This window comes from Amycolatopsis sp. NPDC004079 (genome assembly GCF_040610415.1).
Classification (GTDB): domain Bacteria; phylum Actinomycetota; class Actinomycetes; order Mycobacteriales; family Pseudonocardiaceae; genus Amycolatopsis; species Amycolatopsis halotolerans.
In genome coordinates this window covers 25,157-41,402 of record NZ_JBEXMH010000018.1, presented here as the reverse complement: position 1 = coordinate 41,402, position 16,246 = coordinate 25,157, and the positions used below count along the sequence as shown (strand labels likewise).

Genomic DNA, 16,246 nt, shown 5'->3' with positions numbered 1-16,246 from the left:
CGTTCCCCTAGTTCAGGGTGCGCTCCAGAGACCGCAGCGCACCGCACAGCTCGGCCGGGCCTGCTGGCCCGATCCGGATTTCCGCGTCCGGCCCGGCCCCGACGGTGTAGCTCAGGTACCGGCCCCAGTCCGTGTCCGCGTAGTGCAATGGTTCTTCCAGCCGGACGTACCGGCCGACGTCGTCGCGTCGTCCCGCATACAGCTCTCCGCTGCCGTGCACCGGACGCTGCACCAGAGTTAGCACGTCCGACAACACCGGGTCCAACGGAAAAGCGTCCTCGCCTCGGCGCGCGGCTTCGGTGAGGTCCGCGACGCGCACGGTGCGTACATGCCCTCCGCCCGGGCCGACTGCGGGCAGTTGCGCGACGAGCGTTTCCAGCACGCGTTCGCGGTCGATCTCCTGGACGCCGACGTGTTCTCCGTCCGAGACCGCCAGCACTGCTTGCAGTCCGCTGGCCGCGGCGAGCACTCCATACGTCCGATCGCCGGTCGCGACCCAGCCGTAGTACTCGATTACCGGGCGCACGAGCAGCGGGAGCCAGTCGAGGAAGTCCACTGTGGCCCGGCCGCGCGAGTCGACCAGGCCGGCCAGCGCGAGCGCGTCGTCCACTCGCTTGGCCGCTTCGTCGCGTTCGGTTTCCGACAGCCAGGCCGGATCCGGGCGCAGCGTCACGTGCAGCCGGCCCACCTGCTCGCGTTCGGCCAGCGCCGCGAGCGCTTCGACCGGGACGTCCACTCGTCCCGCCGGATCGGCCACCGGCTACTCCTCCTCGTCGCCGAGAACCGGCAGGGTCGCCGAACCGTCCACGCCGAATGCGCCCTCCGGATCGGATTCGAGGAGGTAGTCCGGCCGTCGGTGCAGGCCGTCGCCCGGGCCGCCTTGAGCGACCGGGGCGCCGCCGACCGCCGCGCCGGAGCCGCGTTGGGCCGGTTCGCTCATCGGGGTCGGCAGCACGGCGGGACCGGGGCCGTTGCGGTCGTGGCCCGTGGCGGCTTGCGTGCTCGTGCTGTCCGAACAGGTCCGGCGGATCGCGGCGCTGTCGGGGACGATCGGGCCGTATTGCCGGGGCAGCACGCGTTTCGTGTTCGCGGTGACGCCGTGGTACTGCTCCATCACCCGGACGTTGTTCTCGTTCGCGCCGTGGAAGCGGTCGATTCCGTCCTGAAAGGACACTGGCGCGGCCGACGCGGGCAGCACCGCTTGCAGCGGCCCGGCCCACGGCTGCGGCCGCTCCGGGCGAGGCGGCACGTCGACGACCGAATGCCGGGAGCTTTCGAAGCTGCTGGCCTGGGTGTCCATCGACGCGCTGGTGAGGTCGAGCGGGTCGGCGGACTCCCGGAACCCGGCCTCGACCGGTCCCGCGCCCGCTTTCGCCGCGTCCGCGGAGTCGCCGGTCCACGAGCGCGCCATCCGCTCCTGCAGGTCTTTCACGCTCTGTGCGCGCTCCAGGTAGGCCGCGGAAAGCTCCTGGACCTTCGCCGCGGCGGCACGCAGGCCGGACGTGTCGCCGCCGCGGAAGTTGTCGAAGATCTGCTTGCCGTCCACCTGGTTCCCTTCGTGCGCAGCCGGGGTCGTCCGCTTACCGGCCGCGGCCGAGCTCGGCGCCGGCCTGGTCCGCCTCGGCCGTCCGGTCCCGCGCGGCGCGCAGCTTCTCGAGGTATCCGGCGGCGTACCGGCGCAGCGCCTCGTTCTGGTCGCGCAGCGTGCGCAGGGAATCCGCGCCCGCGGCGGCGTACTCCGCGCTCGCCGGGTCGGAGCCGGGGGCGGCGAACACCGCGAGGATCTCGTCGATCGCGCGGCCGTCGGCCCCGATCTTGCCGAGCTGGTCCTCCCACAGCCGGATCACGGCGGTCAGCTCCGCCGCGTCCATGGCGAAGCCGCCCCGCGCACGGCCCGACTCGCCGATGACCAAGGCCGCTCCCTTTCCCGGTGCTCACGTCGTGACACGCCAGTCGCGATGTGCACAGCGTAGTCAACCGGCCCGGTCGTGTCAGCCGGGAACCCGGCAGTGTGACGGCGCGCATGCGTTCCGCCGTCTCGTCACAGTACGTACGTACGGATTGCGAGAACCCGGTCCTCGATGTCAGGATTTCAGGATGCCACGGGTCAGCCAGGATCACCTCGACGCACGCCGGCGCCAGATCCTCGACGGCTCGCGCGTGTGTTTCGCACGCTACGGCTACGAGGGTGCCACGGTTCGCCGCCTGGAAGAAGCCACCGGTTTGTCGCGCGGGGCGATCTTCCACCACTTCCGCGACAAGGAGTCGCTCTTCCTCGCCCTCGCCGAGGACGACGCGGTGCGGATGGCCGACGTCGTCGCCGAACAGGGCCTGGTCCAGGTCATGCGCGACCTGCTGGCCGGCAACAGCGAGCACCCGGCGGACTGGCTCGGCACCCGGCTGGAGGTGTCCCGGCGGCTGCGCACCGACCCGGAGTTCCGCGGCCGGTGGGCGGAACGCTCGCAGCAGCTGACCGAGGCGACCCGCGACCGTCTCGAATGGCAGCGCAAAGCCGGCAACCTGCGCGACGACGTCGACGTCAGCGTGCTGACCGCGTTCCTGGAACTCGTGCTGGAGGGGCTCGTGTCGCACCTCGCGATGGGGCTTCCCGGCGACGATCTCGGCCCGGTGCTGGACCTGGTCGAGGAGACCGTGCGGCGGCACCGGCCGGGCGCGCGGACCTAGCCTCCGACGCGATCGGGCAGGTTCGTGTTCAATGTGCCCCGTGGATCTCCTCGCCGCCCACGGCAGCGCACTGGACGTGTTCGACGCAGCCGTGCGCGCCGCCGGCTCCGGCGACTGGACCCGCGCCACGCCGTGCACCGACTGGTCAGTACGCGATCTGGTGAACCATCTGGCCGTCGAACAACTCTGGGTACCGCATCTGCTCGCCGGGGCGACGCTCGACGAGGTCGGCACCCGCTACGACGGCGACGTCCTCGGCGAAGACCCGCTCTCGGTCTGGGAGAAAGCCTCGACCGCCGCGCGCGAAGCGTGGCTCTCCCCCGGCGCGCTGCGCCGCACCGTGCACGTCTCGTTCGGGCTGGTGCCCGCCGAGGAGTACTGCTGGCAGATGACGCTCGACCTCGCCGTGCACGGCTGGGACCTCGCCACCGCGCTGGGCCGCCCGAATCCGGTGCCGGGCCCGCTGGCCGGACGGCTGCTCGACGTGCTGCGCCCGATGATCGACGACTGGCAGGGGCTCGGGCTGTTCGACCCGCCGGTCGCGGTGGGCCGCACCGCCGCGGCTCCCGACCGGCTCGTCGCTCTGCTCGGCCGCCGTCCGCGCTGAACCACCACAGTGGACAGAGCGCCCCAATGTGGCATTGGGTGCGTCAGATGCACCCAATGCGGCGTTCGGTGCGTCCCACGCACCCAATGTGGCATTGGGGTGGTCCGCACCGCCCAGGCCGAGCCGGGCACCGCGTCCGGGCCGAAACATCGCTGGCCGAGCGGCAGCCCTTGCGGTGATGTGAGCGAAAAACCGGCGCCAGGTTCGCGTCCTGTCGCGGCCCGGCTGCCGCGACCCGGTACGATTGTCGGCATCGTCGCACTACAAACCAGTTTTGCCGAGGAGTGACTTCCATCCGTGCGCGCTGCGCCATCGCCCGGTGACAGTACCGGGCCGGGTCCCGCCCGACCCGGCTTCCCGCCCGCCGTCCGTTCCAGCGTCCCGGACGGTGCGCTGTGATCCACGTCCTGCTTTCCGTGCTCGGCGTGCTGCTCTTCCTTCTTCTCACGATCGGCACCGGCCTCGCCGTGGCCGCCGAGTTCTCGCTGACCGCGCTCGAGCGCAGCACCGTCGACGCGGACGTCCGCCAGGTCGGTGACAAGCGTTCGCGCACCGTCCAGAAGGCCCACCGCACGCTGAGCTTCCAGCTGTCCGGCGCGCAGGTCGCGATCACGCTCACCACGCTGATCACCGGTTTCCTCGCCGAGCCGCTCATCGGCGACCTGGTTCGCCCGCTGCTCGACGCCATGGGCCTGCCCGAATCGGCGGCGTCCGGGGTCGCGGTGGCGGTCGCGCTGGTGCTGGCCACCTTCCTGTCGATGATCCTCGGCGAGATGGTGCCGAAGAACCTCGCGATCGCCCGGCCGCTGCCGACCGCCCGCGCGGTTTCCGGCTACCACGCCCGGTTCTCCGCGCTGTTCCGCTGGCTCATCACGCTGATGAACAACAGCGCGAACTTCCTCGTCCGCAAGTTCGGCATCGAACCGCAGGAGGAGCTCCGGTCCGCGCGCTCGCCGCAGGAGCTGGGCTCGATCGTCCGCTCCAGCGCGGAAAGCGGGAAGCTCGACACGTCCACCGCGGAACTGCTGGACCGCTCGCTGCGCTTCGGCGACCGCACCGCGGACGAGCTGATGACGCCGCGCGTGCAGGTCGAATCGCTCACTGTGGACGACACGATCGACGACCTGATCGACATCTCGCGGCGGACCGGGTTCTCGCGGTTCCCGGTCTACACCGAGGATCTCGACGACGTCCAGGGCGCGGTGCACGTCAAGCAGGCGTTCGCCGTCCCGGCCGCCGACCGCGCGACCACCCGGATCCGCTCGGCGATGCGCCCGGTGCCGACGGTGCCGGAATCGCTGCCCGGCGACGATCTGCTGAACCGGCTGCGCGATTCGCGCTACCAGCTCGCGATCGTGGTCGACGAGTACGGCGGCACCGCCGGGCTCGTCACGCTGGAGGACGTGGTCGAGGAGATCATCGGCGACGTCCGCGACGAGCACGACGACCGCGAGGCCCCGGCCGCGCAGCAGCTCGGCGCGGACCGCTGGCTCGTGTCCGGGCAGCTGCGCGCGGACGAGGTCCGCGACATCACCGGCTTCCGGATGCCCGAGGGCGACTACGAAACGATCGCCGGGCTGATCCTGGAGCGGCTCGGGGCGATCCCGGCCGAGGGCGACGAGGTCGAGGTCGACGGCTGGCGGCTCGCGGTCACCAGCATGGACCGGCACCGCGTCGCCGAGGTCCAGGTCCGCCCGGCCGAACGCGAGGTGACCGCGTGAGCGACTGGCTGAACATCGCACTGGTCGTGGTCCTGCTGCTGGCCAACGCGTTCTTCGTGGGCGCGGAATTCACCCTGATCTCCTCGCGCCGCGACCGGCTGGAAGCGTTGCTGGAGCAGGGAAAGACGCGCGCGCAGATCGTCATCAACGCGAGCAAGCACGTGTCCCAGATGCTCGCCGGGGCCCAGCTCGGGATCACGATCTGCTCGCTGCTGCTCGGCCGCTTGGGCGAGCCCGCGGTCGCGCACCGGCTGTCCGGGTTCTTCGACCTGCTCGGCTTGCCCGACCAGCTGCTGCACCCGATCTCGTTCGCGATCGCGCTGGCGTTCATCACCATGCTGCACGTGCTGATCGGCGAGATGGTTCCGAAGAACCTCGCGATCGCCGAACCAGAGCGGCTGGCGCTGTGGCTCGTGCCGGTGCACGTGGCGTGGGTCAAGGTGGCGAACCCGATCATCGCGTTCCTCAACTTCGTCGCGAATTCCTTGCTGCGCCTGATGAAGGTGGAGCCGAAGGACGAACTGGAGACCGCGTACAGCTCCGACGAGCTCGCCGAACTGCTCAGCGAATCGCGCCAGGAAGGGCTGCTCGAGCAGTCCGAGCATCAGCGGCTTTCGCAGACGCTGTCGTCGGTCGCCAAGACTGTCGCGGACGTGCTGGTGCCTACTTCGGAACTGACGACGCTCCCCTGCGGGCCGACGCTCGGCGATGTCGAGCGAGCGGTGTCCACCACGGGGTTCTCGCGATTCCCGGTGTGCACAGAGGACGGTTCGCTGACCGGCTACATCCACGTGAAGGACGTTCTGGATCTCGTCGGCCAGGACCCCAGCACAGTCGTACCGGACGACAAGACGCGGCCGCTCACCGAATTGCGGTCGGACGCTCGGCTGGACGTCGCGCTTTCGGCCATGCGCAAGGAAGGCAGCCACCTCGCGCGGGCGCTCGACGCTTCCGGCGCGGCGGTCGGCGTGGTGGCCTTGGAGGACCTCGTCGAGGAGTACGTGGGGACCGTTCGCGACGGCACCCACGTGGCGGCATGACCGCGCAGGTCGTGCTCGCCGAGGCGGACTGGCAGGCCCGGGAGCGAGCGCACGCCGAGCGGATGCGCGCGTGGACCGGGCCGCACCAGGAACGCCGGGCGCGGGACGAGAAACATCCCGTGCTGGATTTCCTGTTCACCTATTACTCGCATCGGCCGGGGCATGTCGAACGCTGGCAGCCGGGTCCGGGCGTGGCGCTCGCGGGCGAGTCCGCGCGGCGGTTCCTCGAACGTCCGGCTTACGTCGAGACCGACGCCGGGGTGATGCTCGACCCGGCGGCCTTCACCGGCCGCCGCGCGCGCACCGCCGAGTTCGTGCTGAAGCTGTTGTCAGCCACGGCGTCCCGGTCGCCGCGGCTGAGCTGTTTCGGGCTCCACGAATGGGCCATGGTCTACCGCGAGCCCGCGGACTCGGTGCGGCACGCGCAGGTCCCGCTGCGGCTCGGTTCGGCGGGGACCGACGAGGTCGTGGAATCGATGGACATCCGGTGCGGGCATTACGACGCGTTCCGGTTCTTCACCGACCCGGCGCGGCCGCGCAACACACTCGCGCCGACGCGGGAATCGCAGGTCGAGCTGGAACAGCCGGGCTGCTTGCACGCCAATATGGATTTGTTCAAATGGGCTTACAAGCTCGATCCGTTCGTGCCCGCCGAACTGGTCGGCGACTGTTTCGCGCTCGCCGCGGACGTCCGTGAACTGGACATGCGGGCCAGCCCGTACGATCTAGCGGACTACGGCTACCGGCCGGTGCCGATCGAGACCCCCGAAGGGCGGGCCTCCTACGCCCGCGCCCAGGCCGGATTCGCCGAGCGGGCCGCGCCGCTGCGGGCCCGTCTCATCGGCCTCTGCCGCGGGCTTCTCGCCGACCCGGCGAAGCCGCCGGAGTCGCCCGAATACTGAGCCGACAACTCTGCGTAACAATATTCACCGCAGGTCGCTGGCCTGATAGAGTGATAACGGTTTGGTTGCATGACAGAGCGTGTTGTGCACATCACGAAAGGACAACGATGGGGCGTCACAACCTGCCCGAGGAGCCGGTGCCGCACCCCCTCGATCCGCCGAAGCGGCCCGTCGGCCGCAGCGAGACGACCGGATCGCACCGGATCGTCGCCAAGAAGGCTCCCCGCAGGCGGATCGCGAAGTGGCCTCTCGTGGCACTCGGGCTCGTGGTGCTGGCGACGCTCGGCGTCGTTGGGTGGAACTGGGCCGACAGCGTGCTCAACAACCGGGCCGAGGCGCAGGCCGCCAGCTGCAACGGCGGCCGCACCGACATCCGGATCGTGGTGACCCCGCAGATCACCAAGCCGGTCGAGGCCGCGGCGGCGCGCTGGAACCAGGACCTCACCCAGGTGCACGGCAGCTGCGTGCACGTGGCCGTGCAGAGCAAGCCCGCGTCCGACGTGCTCAACGCGCTCACCGGCAAGTCCTCGCTCGACTCCATCGGCGGCCTGCCCGACGGCTGGATCCCCGAGTCGTCGTACTGGGTCTCCCAGCTGTCGAAGGCGAAGCCGGACGTCATCGGCTCCCCCGCGATGCCGATCGGCTCCGGCCCGCCCGCGGACTACCCGTTCGTCGGCCTGTCCGGCACGTCGATCGACGAGGTCCAGCAGCGCGGGACGCAGAGCTTCCGGGCGTTCCTCAAGGAACCGGCCCAGCTGGCCGACTTCGCGGCGGCGGGGATTCGCGCTTCCTGATCGTTCGTTCTCGGCACCGCCTCAGTCCAGGCTTGGGCTGGGGCGGTGTTGTGTTTTCGGGGCACGCCGCCTAACCGCGCCCTGGCCGGACGGCTCCGGCGCACGGGCGGGAGCTAACGGCCCGGCTGTCGGCTTCGCGGCGGTGGGGATGCGTGCTTCCCTGACCGCGTCGTGAGTGGCAATCCCGCTCAGAACTGGCATGAACACTCACGAGGCCCTGCCCGCGCTGGCCCGTGTGCGTCGCCGGCGCCGCCGCTCAGGAGTCGAGTTCGGCCAGCGCCAGCAGGTCGTCCTCGGCGAGTTCGAAGTCGAACACCGCCGCGTTCTCCCGGATCCTCGAGGGCGTCGCGGATTTCGGGATCGCGATGATCCCCAGCTGCAGATGCCACCGCAGCACGAGCTGGGCGGGCGTCTTTCCGTATTTCGCGGCCAGCGACGTGATCACCCGGTCGTTCAGGTGCCTGCCCCGGGCCAGCGGGCTCCAGGCTTCGGTCGCGATGCCGTGCTCGGCGTGGAACGCGCGCAGCGGGGCCTGCTGCTGCCACGGGTGCAGTTCGACCTGGTTGACCACCGGCACGACGTCGGTCTCGTCGAGCAGCCGGCGCAGGTGGTCGATGCCGAAGTTCGACACGCCGATCGCCCGGACGCGGCCCTCGTTCAGCAGCAGTTCCAGCGCGCGCCAGGTTTCGACGTAGCGGTCCAGTTCCGGTTTCGGCCAATGGATCAGGTACAGGTCGACCGGGCCGACCCCGAGCGCTTCGGCGCTGCGGTCGAACGCGCGCAGGGTGTTGTCGTAGCCGTGGTCGGTGTTCCAGACCTTCGTGGTGACGAAGATGTCCTCGCGCGGCAGCCCGGACTCCCGCACGGCGGTGCCGACCTCGGCCTCGTTGCCGTACATCGCGGCGGTGTCGATGCTGCGGTACCCGGCTTCGAACGCGGTCGCGACGACCTTCGCGACCTGGTCGGGCCGGACCTGGTACATGCCGAGTCCGAGCTGCGGGACGGTGACGGAGTTGTTCAGCGTGAGCAGGGGCGGCACAGCCATGCGGCGATCCTCACTGCGGTGTCTGCGGTGTTCCGGGGAACGGGTCTCCTGAAGAACACCGCAGATCTTGCCATTCCCCGGACGCCGCCGCTTTCACACCCCGCTGTGCGCGCCCGAGCGCACCGCCTCCGTCACTCGTGCGGCCCGTTCGGCCACCGCATCGGCACCGGCTGCGAAACCGTTTCGCGATTCGACCGCGACAGACGCTGTCCGCGCGGAAGAACCAGCCATTTCGGCGGCTGCGGACACGTCGACCAGTGCCGCTGGGTCCACAGTGGACAGCAAGCGTTCCGCCACTCGGACCACCTCCCCCGCCGCCGCGACGACGTCCGCGGCGGGCTGGGCTCGGTCGGGCACGTCGTGGGTGACGGCGTGGGCGTCGATCTCCGCCAGCCGCAACGCATGCCGGGTGAGGTGGTCCGCCTCGGCGTCGCCACCAGCGGCCCGGCTCAGCAACGCCGCGGCTTGCGCGAGGGCGAGAGCCGCGACCGTCGCCCCGGCCGGAGCCGGGAGCGCGGGCCGGGCGAGGGTTTTCAGGAAGTCGCTCACGATCTGGTCCCGCATGGCTGGTTTCCTTCCGCTCAGCGCCGGATGCGCTCCATCCCGGGGTCGACCAGCGGTTCCGCGGCCACCGTCGCGGGGACTCGCCGGCCGAAGTATTCGATCTCCACCGTGTCGCCGATCGCCACCGAGCCCGGCAGCCAGGCGTACGCGATCGGGCGGCCGATTGTGTAGCCGTAGGCCGCGCTCGTGACGTATCCCGCCGGGGCGCCGTCCACGAACACCGGTTCCTTGCCCAGTACGACAGTCCGGCCGTCGTCCACGGTGAGGCAGCGCAGCCGCCGGGCCGAGGTTTCTTCGCTGCGGCCGTCGATGGCTGCCCGGCCCGCGAACTCGCCCTTCGCCGGGCGCACCGCGAAGCCGACTCCTGCCTCGTACGGGTCGTGCTCGGTGGTCATGTCGGTGCCCCACAGCCGGTAGCCCTTCTCCAGCCGGAGGCTGTTGAACGCGCCGCGCCCGGCCGCGATGGCGCCCAGCGGCTGCCCGGCGCGCCACAGCGCGTCCCACAGGCGCTGGCCGTTGTCCGCGGACGTGTAGATCTCCCAGCCCAGTTCGCCCACATAGGACAGTCGCAGGATCGTCACCGGGACCCCGGCGATCCGGGCCCGGCGGCCTCGGAAGTACTTGAGCCCGGTGTGCGAAAGGTCTTCCGCCGACAGCGGTTGCACCAGGTCGCGGGCGAGCGGGCCCCACACGCCGATGCAGCAGGTGCCGCCGGTGGTGTCCTCCACCCGGACGCCTTCCGGGGCGCGGCCGCGCAGGTAGGCGACGTCGATGGTGCCGTTGATGCCGACCTGGAACAGCTCCGGTTCGAGCCGTGCCACGGTGATGTCGCTGCGGACTCCCCCGGCGTCGTCGAGCATCAGCGTGTACGTCACCGAGCCGACCGACTTCGCCAGCTGGTTCGTCGTGAGCCCCTGCAGGAATTCCAGGGAACCCGGTCCGCTGACCTCGACGCGTTTGAGCGGGGTCATGTCGTACATCGCGACGCGGTTTCGCGTGTGCCAGGCCTCGGCCGCCACGATCGGCGAGTGGAATTGCCCGGCCCAGGCGTCGCGCGCGGGCGGGAGGAAGTCGTGCGGCAGGTCTTTCAGCAGCGACGCGTTGGCCTCGAACCAATGCGGCCGTTCCCAGCCGCCCGCTTCCAGGAACACCGCGCCCAGCTCCCGCTGCCGCGCGTGGAACGGGCTGACCCGCAAGTCGCGCGGCGAGAGCCGGGGCTGCAGCGGGTGCAGCACGTCGTAGATCTCCACGAAGTTCTGCTGCGCGGTTTCGCGGACGTACTCCGGGGCGAGCTGGATGTCCTCGAACCGGTGCACGTCCAGTTCGTGCAGATCGGTCTCGGAGCGACCGTCCGCAATCGACTCCGCGACCGCCTTCGCGATGCCCGCGGAATGCGTGACCCAGATGGCCTCGGCGATCCAGAATCCGCGCACGTCGGAGGATTCGCCGACCAGCGAGCCGCCGTCGGGGGTGAAGGAGAAGATGCCGTTGAAGCCCTCCTCCGCCTTGGTCTGGCCGAGCGCGGGCAGCAGGAGCTTGCTTTCCTCCCACGACGGCGCGAAATCGTCCTCGGTGAACGGCAGCATCGACGGCATCGCGGACGCGGTGACCTCGCCGGGTTCGGCGAATTTGTCCACCGGCATCGGGCGGTGCGCGTACGAGCCGATGCCGAGCCGGTCGCCGTGCTGGCGGAAGTAGAGGTCCTGGTCCTGGTGGCGCAGGATCGGCAGCGCCGGGTGCACCGGGTCGGCTCCGGCCAGTTCGGCCAGCTGACCGGTCTTCGCGTACTGGTGGGCCAGCGGCAGCAGCGGCACGGTCATGCCGACCATTTCGCCGATCTCCCGGCCCCAGAATCCGGCGCAGGACACCACGATGTCGGCCGGAATCACGTCGTCGGCGGTTTCGACGCCGGTGACGTGGCCGTGCGCCTGTTGGATGCCGGTGACCCGGGTCGAGCCGACGAACCGCGCGCCACGCGAGGAAGCCCGTTTGATCAGCTCGTCCACCGCGCGCGAAGCGACCGCGAGCCCATCGGTCGGGACATACAGCGCCCCGTAGATCTGGTTTTGGTCGAGCATCGGCCAGCGGCGGACACATTCGTCCGGGTCGATCAACCGCGCCTCGACGCCCCACGACGTCGCCCAGCCGTGCTTGCGTTTCAGGTCCTCCCAGCGCGCCGCGGTGCTGGCCACCTCCATGCCGCCGACCTGCTCGAAACAGCCGAGGTCGAGCAGTTTCGCGACGGTGTAGCCGGCGAATTCGGTCATCGCCTTCGACGGGTTGGTCTGGAACACCAGTCCCGGCGCGTGCGAGGTCGAACCGCCGGTCAACGGCAGCGGGCCCTGGTCGAGCACGGTGACGTCGGTCCAGCCGCGCAGGGTCAACTCGTCGGCGAGGTTCGCGCCCACGATTCCGGCGCCGATGATCACGACACGGGTCATGAGAACTCCCTGGGGTAGGTCAGCGGAAGACGACGGTCCGGGTGCCGTTGAGGAGGACACGCCGCTCGCAGTGCCAGCGCACCGCGCGGGAAAGGGCGAGCGCTTCGGCGTCACGGCCGACGGTCGCGAGGGCGCGCGGCGAGTGCGAGTGGTCCACTCGCTGTACTTCTTGCTCGATGATCGGGCCTTCGTCGAGTTCGGGGGTCACGTAGTGCGCGGTCGCGCCGACGTACTTGACGCCCCGGTCGTAGGCCTGGGCGTACGGTTTCGCGCCCTTGAAGCCGGGCAGGAACGAGTGGTGGATGTTGATCGCGCGGCCCTGCAGCTTCTGGCACAGCTCGTCCGAGAGGACCTGCATGTACCGGGCCAGCACGACGAGGTCGATGTCGTGCTCCCGCACCAGGTCCAGCAGCCGCTGTTCGGCCTCCGGCTTGGTCGCGGGCGTCACCGGGATGTGCACGAACGGCAGTCCGGCGGCCTCGGCCATCGGGCGCAGGTCCTCGTGGTTGGACGCCACGAGCACGATTTCCGCGCCGAGTGCGCCCGCGCGCCAGCGGAAGAGGAGGTCGTTGAGGCAGTGCCCGGCCTTCGACACCATCACCAGCAGCCGGTCCGGGGTGCGGTCGGAGAACCGGTACCGCATGGCGTAATCGCGGGCGACGAGGTCGAACTCGCGGGTGAGATCGTCCGCTGTGGCCGGTCCGGCGCAGGCGAATTCCGTGCGCAGGAACAGTTCCCCGTGCACGTCGTCGTCGAACTGCTGGTGCTCGACGATGTCGCAGCCGTTGCCGACGAGGAACGTCGTCACGGCGTGCACGATCCCGGAGCGCTCGGGGCAGTGCAGGGTCAAGGTGAACTGGGTCAAGACTCCTCCTCTCGGTATTCCAGTGCCGCGTCGGCGAGCCAGGCGGCGAAATAGGGGGCGAACGACTGGCGCACGAGCACGGTGAACTCGTCCGCTTCCCGCACCAGGAGGACGATCCCGGTGCGGGCGAGCAACGTCTGCACGCAGGTGCCCGGCAGAGCGGCCTTCGGGTGGAGATCGATCGCGCAGCCGTGCGCCAGGACGTCGCGGGCCGCCGGTCCGCCGAGCCGCACGGTGGTGCGCTGAGCGGACACATCGGTGACCGCACCGACGGTGATCGCTTCTCGCAGCGCTGCTTCGGTGCCTTCGGGAGCGCCGAGCACGAGGTACTCGTCGGGGCCGAGCCACAGGACGTCGCCGATTCCGCTGGTGAACTGGCAGACGTCCGGCAGCTCGGTGCCGAGCACGGCTGCCGCGGCGTCGTGGCCTTCGCGGATGCGGACGTTGAGCTGCGAGACGAACGGGCGTTCTTCGGCGAGCACGGCCGGTGCGCAGCCGGCGAGCAGGCCCGCGTGCTCCGCGAGCGGAGACAGGGTCTTAGCCGTCACGGCGGGTCCCCTCCTTGTCGTAGAGCACGGTTTCGGTCACCGTCACCGGCACGACCTCGTCGCCGACTGGGACGTACAGCGTCTCCCCGATCCGTTCCCGGCCGGAGCGGACGACCGCGAGCGCGAAGGTGCGGTCCAGCGCGGCGCTCGGGTAGCTGGAGGTGACGTGGCCGAGCATGCGCACCGGCGGGCGCGGGACGTGCGCGGTTTCGATGATCTGCGCGCCTTCCGGCAGCAGCACAGTGGGATCGACCGGCAGCAGGCCGACGAGTTGTTTCCGGTCCGGGCGCAGGTTTTCCGCCCGGGAGAAGGACCGTTTGCCGAGGAAGTCGGCCTTCTTCTTGGACACCGCCCAGCTCATGCCGAGGTCGTGGGGGGTGACCGTGCCGTCGGTGTCCTGGCCGATGATCGGGTAGCCCTTCTCGGCGCGCAGGACGTGCATGGTTTCAGTGCCGTACGGCGTGATTCCCCGCTCCGCCAACGCTTCCCAGAGCGCCAGGCCGTACCAGGACGGCACGTTGATCTCGTACGCCAGCTCGCCGGAGAAGCTGATCCGGCACACCCGTGCGGCGATTCCGGCGACCTCGGCGTCGCGCCAGGCCATGAAGCCGAACGCGTCGTTGCTGACGTCCAGCTCCGGTGCGAGCCCGGCGAGGATCTCGCGCGAGCGCGGGCCGACGAGCGGGACGGTGGCCCAATGCTCGGTGACCGAGGTGGCGAACACGCGCAGGTGCGGCCACTCGGTTTGCAGCCACTCCTCCATCCAGTCCAGCACCATCGCGGCGTTGCCGGTGGTCGTGGTGACGAGGAAGCGGTCCTCGGCCACGCGGATGACGGTGCCGTCGTCGATGACCATGCCGTCGACGCCGCACATCACGCCGTACCGGATCCGGCCGACCTTCAGCGTGCTCATCAGGTTCGTGTAGAGCAGGTCGAGAAATGCGGCGGCGTCCGGGCCTTGGACGTCGATTTTGCCGAGGGTGGAGCCGTCCATCATCGCCACGTCGGTGCGGGCGGCAAGGCACTCCCGTCGCACCGCCGTGTGAAGGTCCTCGCCCGGCTGCGGGTAGTACCAGGGGCGCTTCCACTGGCCGACGTTCTCGAACTCCGCGCCGTGTTCGACGTGCCAGGAGTGCAACGCGGTGACGCGGACCGGGTCGTGCAGTTCGCCGCGGTTCCGCCCGGCCAACGCGGCGAAGGCGACGGGCGTGTACGGCGGGCGGTAAGTGGTCGGGCGGCGGTCGGCGAGGTCGACGCCGAGGGCTTCGGCGGTGATCCCGGCGGCGAGCATGCCGGAGGTTTTGCCCTGGTCGTGCGCGGTGCCGATGGTGGTGTAGCGCTTGACGTGCTCCAGCGACGTGAGGCCAGCGCCGGTCGCGCGGAGCACGTCGGAGACGGTGGCGTCGCGCTGCAGGTCCACGAAACGGGTGTCCACATCGGACTCCGGGCCGGGGATCTGCCATTCGACGGCGGGGGCCAGCTCGCGCGGCCGAGCGTCGGAGACCGGGAGCGGGATCTCCACTGGTGCTTTCGCGGCGGCGGCGCGGCCTTCTCGCACGCAACCGGCGAAGTCGAAGGTGCCGTTCGCGCTGCCTGCCACCCGTGCGTTCGGGAGTTCTCCGTCGGGGAGATACGCGCCGAGGGCGGGTTCGTAGCGCAAGGCGCCGCGCAGCTGGCTGAACAGGTGGACGGCGGGGGTCCAGCCGCCCGAGACCAGGAGCGTGTCGCACGGGACGAGTTCCCCGGCGACTCGTACGCCGGTGACGCGCTCAGTGCCCTCGGTTCCGGTCACCGCGGCATCAGTGCGGACCTCGATCCCTCGTTCCGCGCAGGCCGCTGCCCAGTTCTCCGGGGCGGCCGGGCGAACGTCGACCACCAGCGGGACCTCCACGCCAGCGTCGGCGAGGTCGATCGCGGTGGCGTAGGCGGAGTCGTCCATGGTGAACACGACCGCGCGGCGACCGGGCAGGACGCCGTACCGGTGCAGGTAAGTCCGTGCGGCGCTCGCGAGAAGGATGCCGGGGCGGTCGTTGTCCGGGAACACGATCGGGCGTTCGTGCGCGCCGGTCGCGAGGACGGTCTGCTGCGCGCGGATCCGCCACACGCGCTGCCGGGCCGCGCCGGAGGTCCGGTTTTGCACAGCCAGGACAAATCCGTCGTCGTAGGCGCCGAACGCGGTGGTCCGGTCCAGCACATGCACGTCCGGGGTCGCGCGGAGTTCGTCGGCGATCGCGCGGGCCCATTCGACGGCGGGTTTGAGATCCACGTACTCGTTCGAGCCGAGCAGCGAACCGCCGGGTTCCGGTTGGTCGTCCACCAGCACGACTCGCGCTCCGGCCCGGGCCGCCGTGCGGGCGGCGACGAGCCCAGCCGGTCCCGCGCCGATGACCAGCACGTCGCAGTGCAGGTGCTTCGCGTCGTACCGCGCCGGGTCCGGTTCGGTCGCCAACCGGCCTTGGCCGGAGAGGCTGCGCGCGACCAGGCCGTCGAACAGCTCGACGGTGGTGGCGGTCTGCATCGGCTCGGGGAACGGCTTTTCCAGCTGCACCACCGCGTTCGGCTCTTCGACGCCCGCCGCCATGATGCCGCGCGGGCGGCCGAGCTTGACGCTCCTCGCCACCTGGTGCACACCGTTCGCGAGCAGCGCGGAGGCGAGCGTGTCGCCCGGGTGCCCACTGAGGACACGGCCGTCGAAGGTGAACTGGAGCTGGGTGTCGCGGTCGACGTGGCCGCCGCTGGGGAGGCGGAAGGTCATGGGATCACCGGCCGGGGTTCGTCGAGGCGGTAGACCGCCGCGAGTTCGTGGGTGCGGGTGTCGCGGACGGCGTTGAACCAGCGGCGGCAGCCCGCGCTGTGCGTCCAGCGCTCGGCGAGCGGGCCGCTCGGGTTGGCGCGGAAGAAGACGTACTTCGCCCAGTCCTCGTCGGACAGCGCGGCCGACTCCCGCGGGTACGCGACGTGGGCTTGGCCGCCGTAGTGGAATTCGGTCTCCTCGCGGGGACCGCACCAGGGGCAGGGAATCAGCTGCACAGTG

General features: G+C 70.5%; 16 protein-coding genes. 6 read left to right on the top strand and 10 right to left on the bottom strand.

Annotated features, from left to right (window positions below):
• Nucleotides 1-7: 7 nt before the first annotated feature.
• The 3 genes from ABZX37_RS20180 to ABZX37_RS20170 are packed head-to-tail and all read right to left on the bottom strand — an operon-like array spanning nucleotide 8 to nucleotide 1,913.
• Nucleotides 8-736: an ESX secretion-associated protein EspG gene (locus ABZX37_RS20180; RefSeq protein WP_354741780.1), complete on the bottom strand. Its 729-nt coding sequence runs from the start codon at nucleotides 734-736 to the stop codon at nucleotides 8-10.
• Nucleotides 737-760: 24 nt separating this feature from the next.
• On the bottom strand, nucleotides 761-1,546 hold the full coding sequence (locus ABZX37_RS20175; RefSeq protein ID WP_354741547.1) for a WXG100 family type VII secretion target: 786 nt from the start codon (nucleotides 1,544-1,546) through the stop codon (nucleotides 761-763).
• 34 nt (nucleotides 1,547-1,580) lie between these two features.
• Nucleotides 1,581-1,913, bottom strand: coding sequence for a hypothetical protein (locus tag ABZX37_RS20170; RefSeq protein ID WP_354741545.1), 333 nt, complete (start codon nucleotides 1,911-1,913; stop codon nucleotides 1,581-1,583).
• Nucleotides 1,914-2,097: 184 nt separating this feature from the next.
• Here ABZX37_RS20170 and ABZX37_RS20165 point away from each other — a divergent pair, with 184 nt between their 5' ends.
• From ABZX37_RS20165 to ABZX37_RS20140, 6 genes are all read left to right on the top strand, one after another.
• Entirely contained in the window at nucleotides 2,098-2,685 is a 588-nt protein-coding gene (locus tag ABZX37_RS20165; RefSeq protein WP_354741543.1) for a helix-turn-helix domain-containing protein, read from the top strand.
• Nucleotides 2,686-2,725: 40 nt separating this feature from the next.
• Nucleotides 2,726-3,292 (top strand): TIGR03086 family metal-binding protein, encoded by a 567-nt coding sequence (locus ABZX37_RS20160; protein ID WP_354741541.1) that lies wholly within the window; start codon nucleotides 2,726-2,728, stop codon nucleotides 3,290-3,292.
• 395 nt (nucleotides 3,293-3,687) lie between these two features.
• The gene (locus ABZX37_RS20155) at nucleotides 3,688-5,013 is read left to right on the top strand and encodes a hemolysin family protein (protein ID WP_354741539.1); all 1,326 of its coding nucleotides are present in this window, start codon (nucleotides 3,688-3,690) and stop codon (nucleotides 5,011-5,013) included.
• Nucleotides 5,010-6,053: a hemolysin family protein gene (locus tag ABZX37_RS20150; RefSeq protein ID WP_354741537.1), complete on the top strand. Its 1,044-nt coding sequence runs from the start codon at nucleotides 5,010-5,012 to the stop codon at nucleotides 6,051-6,053. The genes ABZX37_RS20155 and ABZX37_RS20150 overlap by 4 nt, the downstream gene beginning before the upstream one ends.
• Entirely contained in the window at nucleotides 6,050-6,955 is a 906-nt protein-coding gene (locus ABZX37_RS20145) for a 3-methyladenine DNA glycosylase (RefSeq protein ID WP_354741535.1), read from the top strand. Before ABZX37_RS20150 ends, ABZX37_RS20145 begins: the two co-directional genes overlap by 4 nt.
• A gap of 107 nt (nucleotides 6,956-7,062) precedes the next feature.
• Nucleotides 7,063-7,749: a hypothetical protein gene (locus tag ABZX37_RS20140; RefSeq protein ID WP_354741533.1), complete on the top strand. Its 687-nt coding sequence runs from the start codon at nucleotides 7,063-7,065 to the stop codon at nucleotides 7,747-7,749.
• Between the two features lie 256 nt (nucleotides 7,750-8,005).
• On the opposite strand, the gene ABZX37_RS20135 is transcribed toward ABZX37_RS20140, so the two are convergent.
• The 7 genes from ABZX37_RS20135 to ABZX37_RS20105 all read right to left on the bottom strand — a co-directional run bounded on the left by ABZX37_RS20135 (nucleotide 8,006) and on the right by ABZX37_RS20105 (nucleotide 16,242).
• Entirely contained in the window at nucleotides 8,006-8,794 is a 789-nt protein-coding gene (locus tag ABZX37_RS20135; RefSeq protein ID WP_354741531.1) for an aldo/keto reductase, read from the bottom strand.
• Nucleotides 8,795-8,887: 93 nt separating this feature from the next.
• A complete protein-coding gene (locus tag ABZX37_RS20130) occupies nucleotides 8,888-9,358 on the bottom strand; it encodes a hypothetical protein (RefSeq protein ID WP_354741529.1) in 471 nt (156 codons plus the stop codon).
• A 17-nt stretch (nucleotides 9,359-9,375) separates the two neighbouring features.
• Nucleotides 9,376-11,799, bottom strand: a complete 2,424-nt coding sequence (locus tag ABZX37_RS20125) for an FAD-dependent oxidoreductase (protein ID WP_354741527.1) — start codon at nucleotides 11,797-11,799, stop codon at nucleotides 9,376-9,378.
• A 19-nt stretch (nucleotides 11,800-11,818) separates the two neighbouring features.
• Nucleotides 11,819-12,664 carry a formyltetrahydrofolate deformylase gene (gene purU, locus ABZX37_RS20120; protein WP_354741525.1) on the bottom strand — a complete coding sequence of 282 codons (846 nt, stop codon included), beginning with the start codon at nucleotides 12,662-12,664 and terminating at the stop codon, nucleotides 11,819-11,821.
• Nucleotides 12,661-13,212 (bottom strand): sarcosine oxidase subunit gamma family protein, encoded by a 552-nt coding sequence (locus tag ABZX37_RS20115; RefSeq protein ID WP_354741524.1) that lies wholly within the window; start codon nucleotides 13,210-13,212, stop codon nucleotides 12,661-12,663. Before ABZX37_RS20115 ends, purU begins: the two co-directional genes overlap by 4 nt.
• Nucleotides 13,202-15,967 (bottom strand): FAD-dependent oxidoreductase, encoded by a 2,766-nt coding sequence (locus ABZX37_RS20110; RefSeq protein WP_354741522.1) that lies wholly within the window; start codon nucleotides 15,965-15,967, stop codon nucleotides 13,202-13,204. The genes ABZX37_RS20115 and ABZX37_RS20110 overlap by 11 nt, the downstream gene beginning before the upstream one ends.
• Nucleotides 15,964-16,242, bottom strand: coding sequence for a sarcosine oxidase subunit delta (locus ABZX37_RS20105; protein WP_354741520.1), 279 nt, complete (start codon nucleotides 16,240-16,242; stop codon nucleotides 15,964-15,966). The genes ABZX37_RS20110 and ABZX37_RS20105 overlap by 4 nt, the downstream gene beginning before the upstream one ends.
• Nucleotides 16,243-16,246 lie beyond the last annotated feature (4 nt).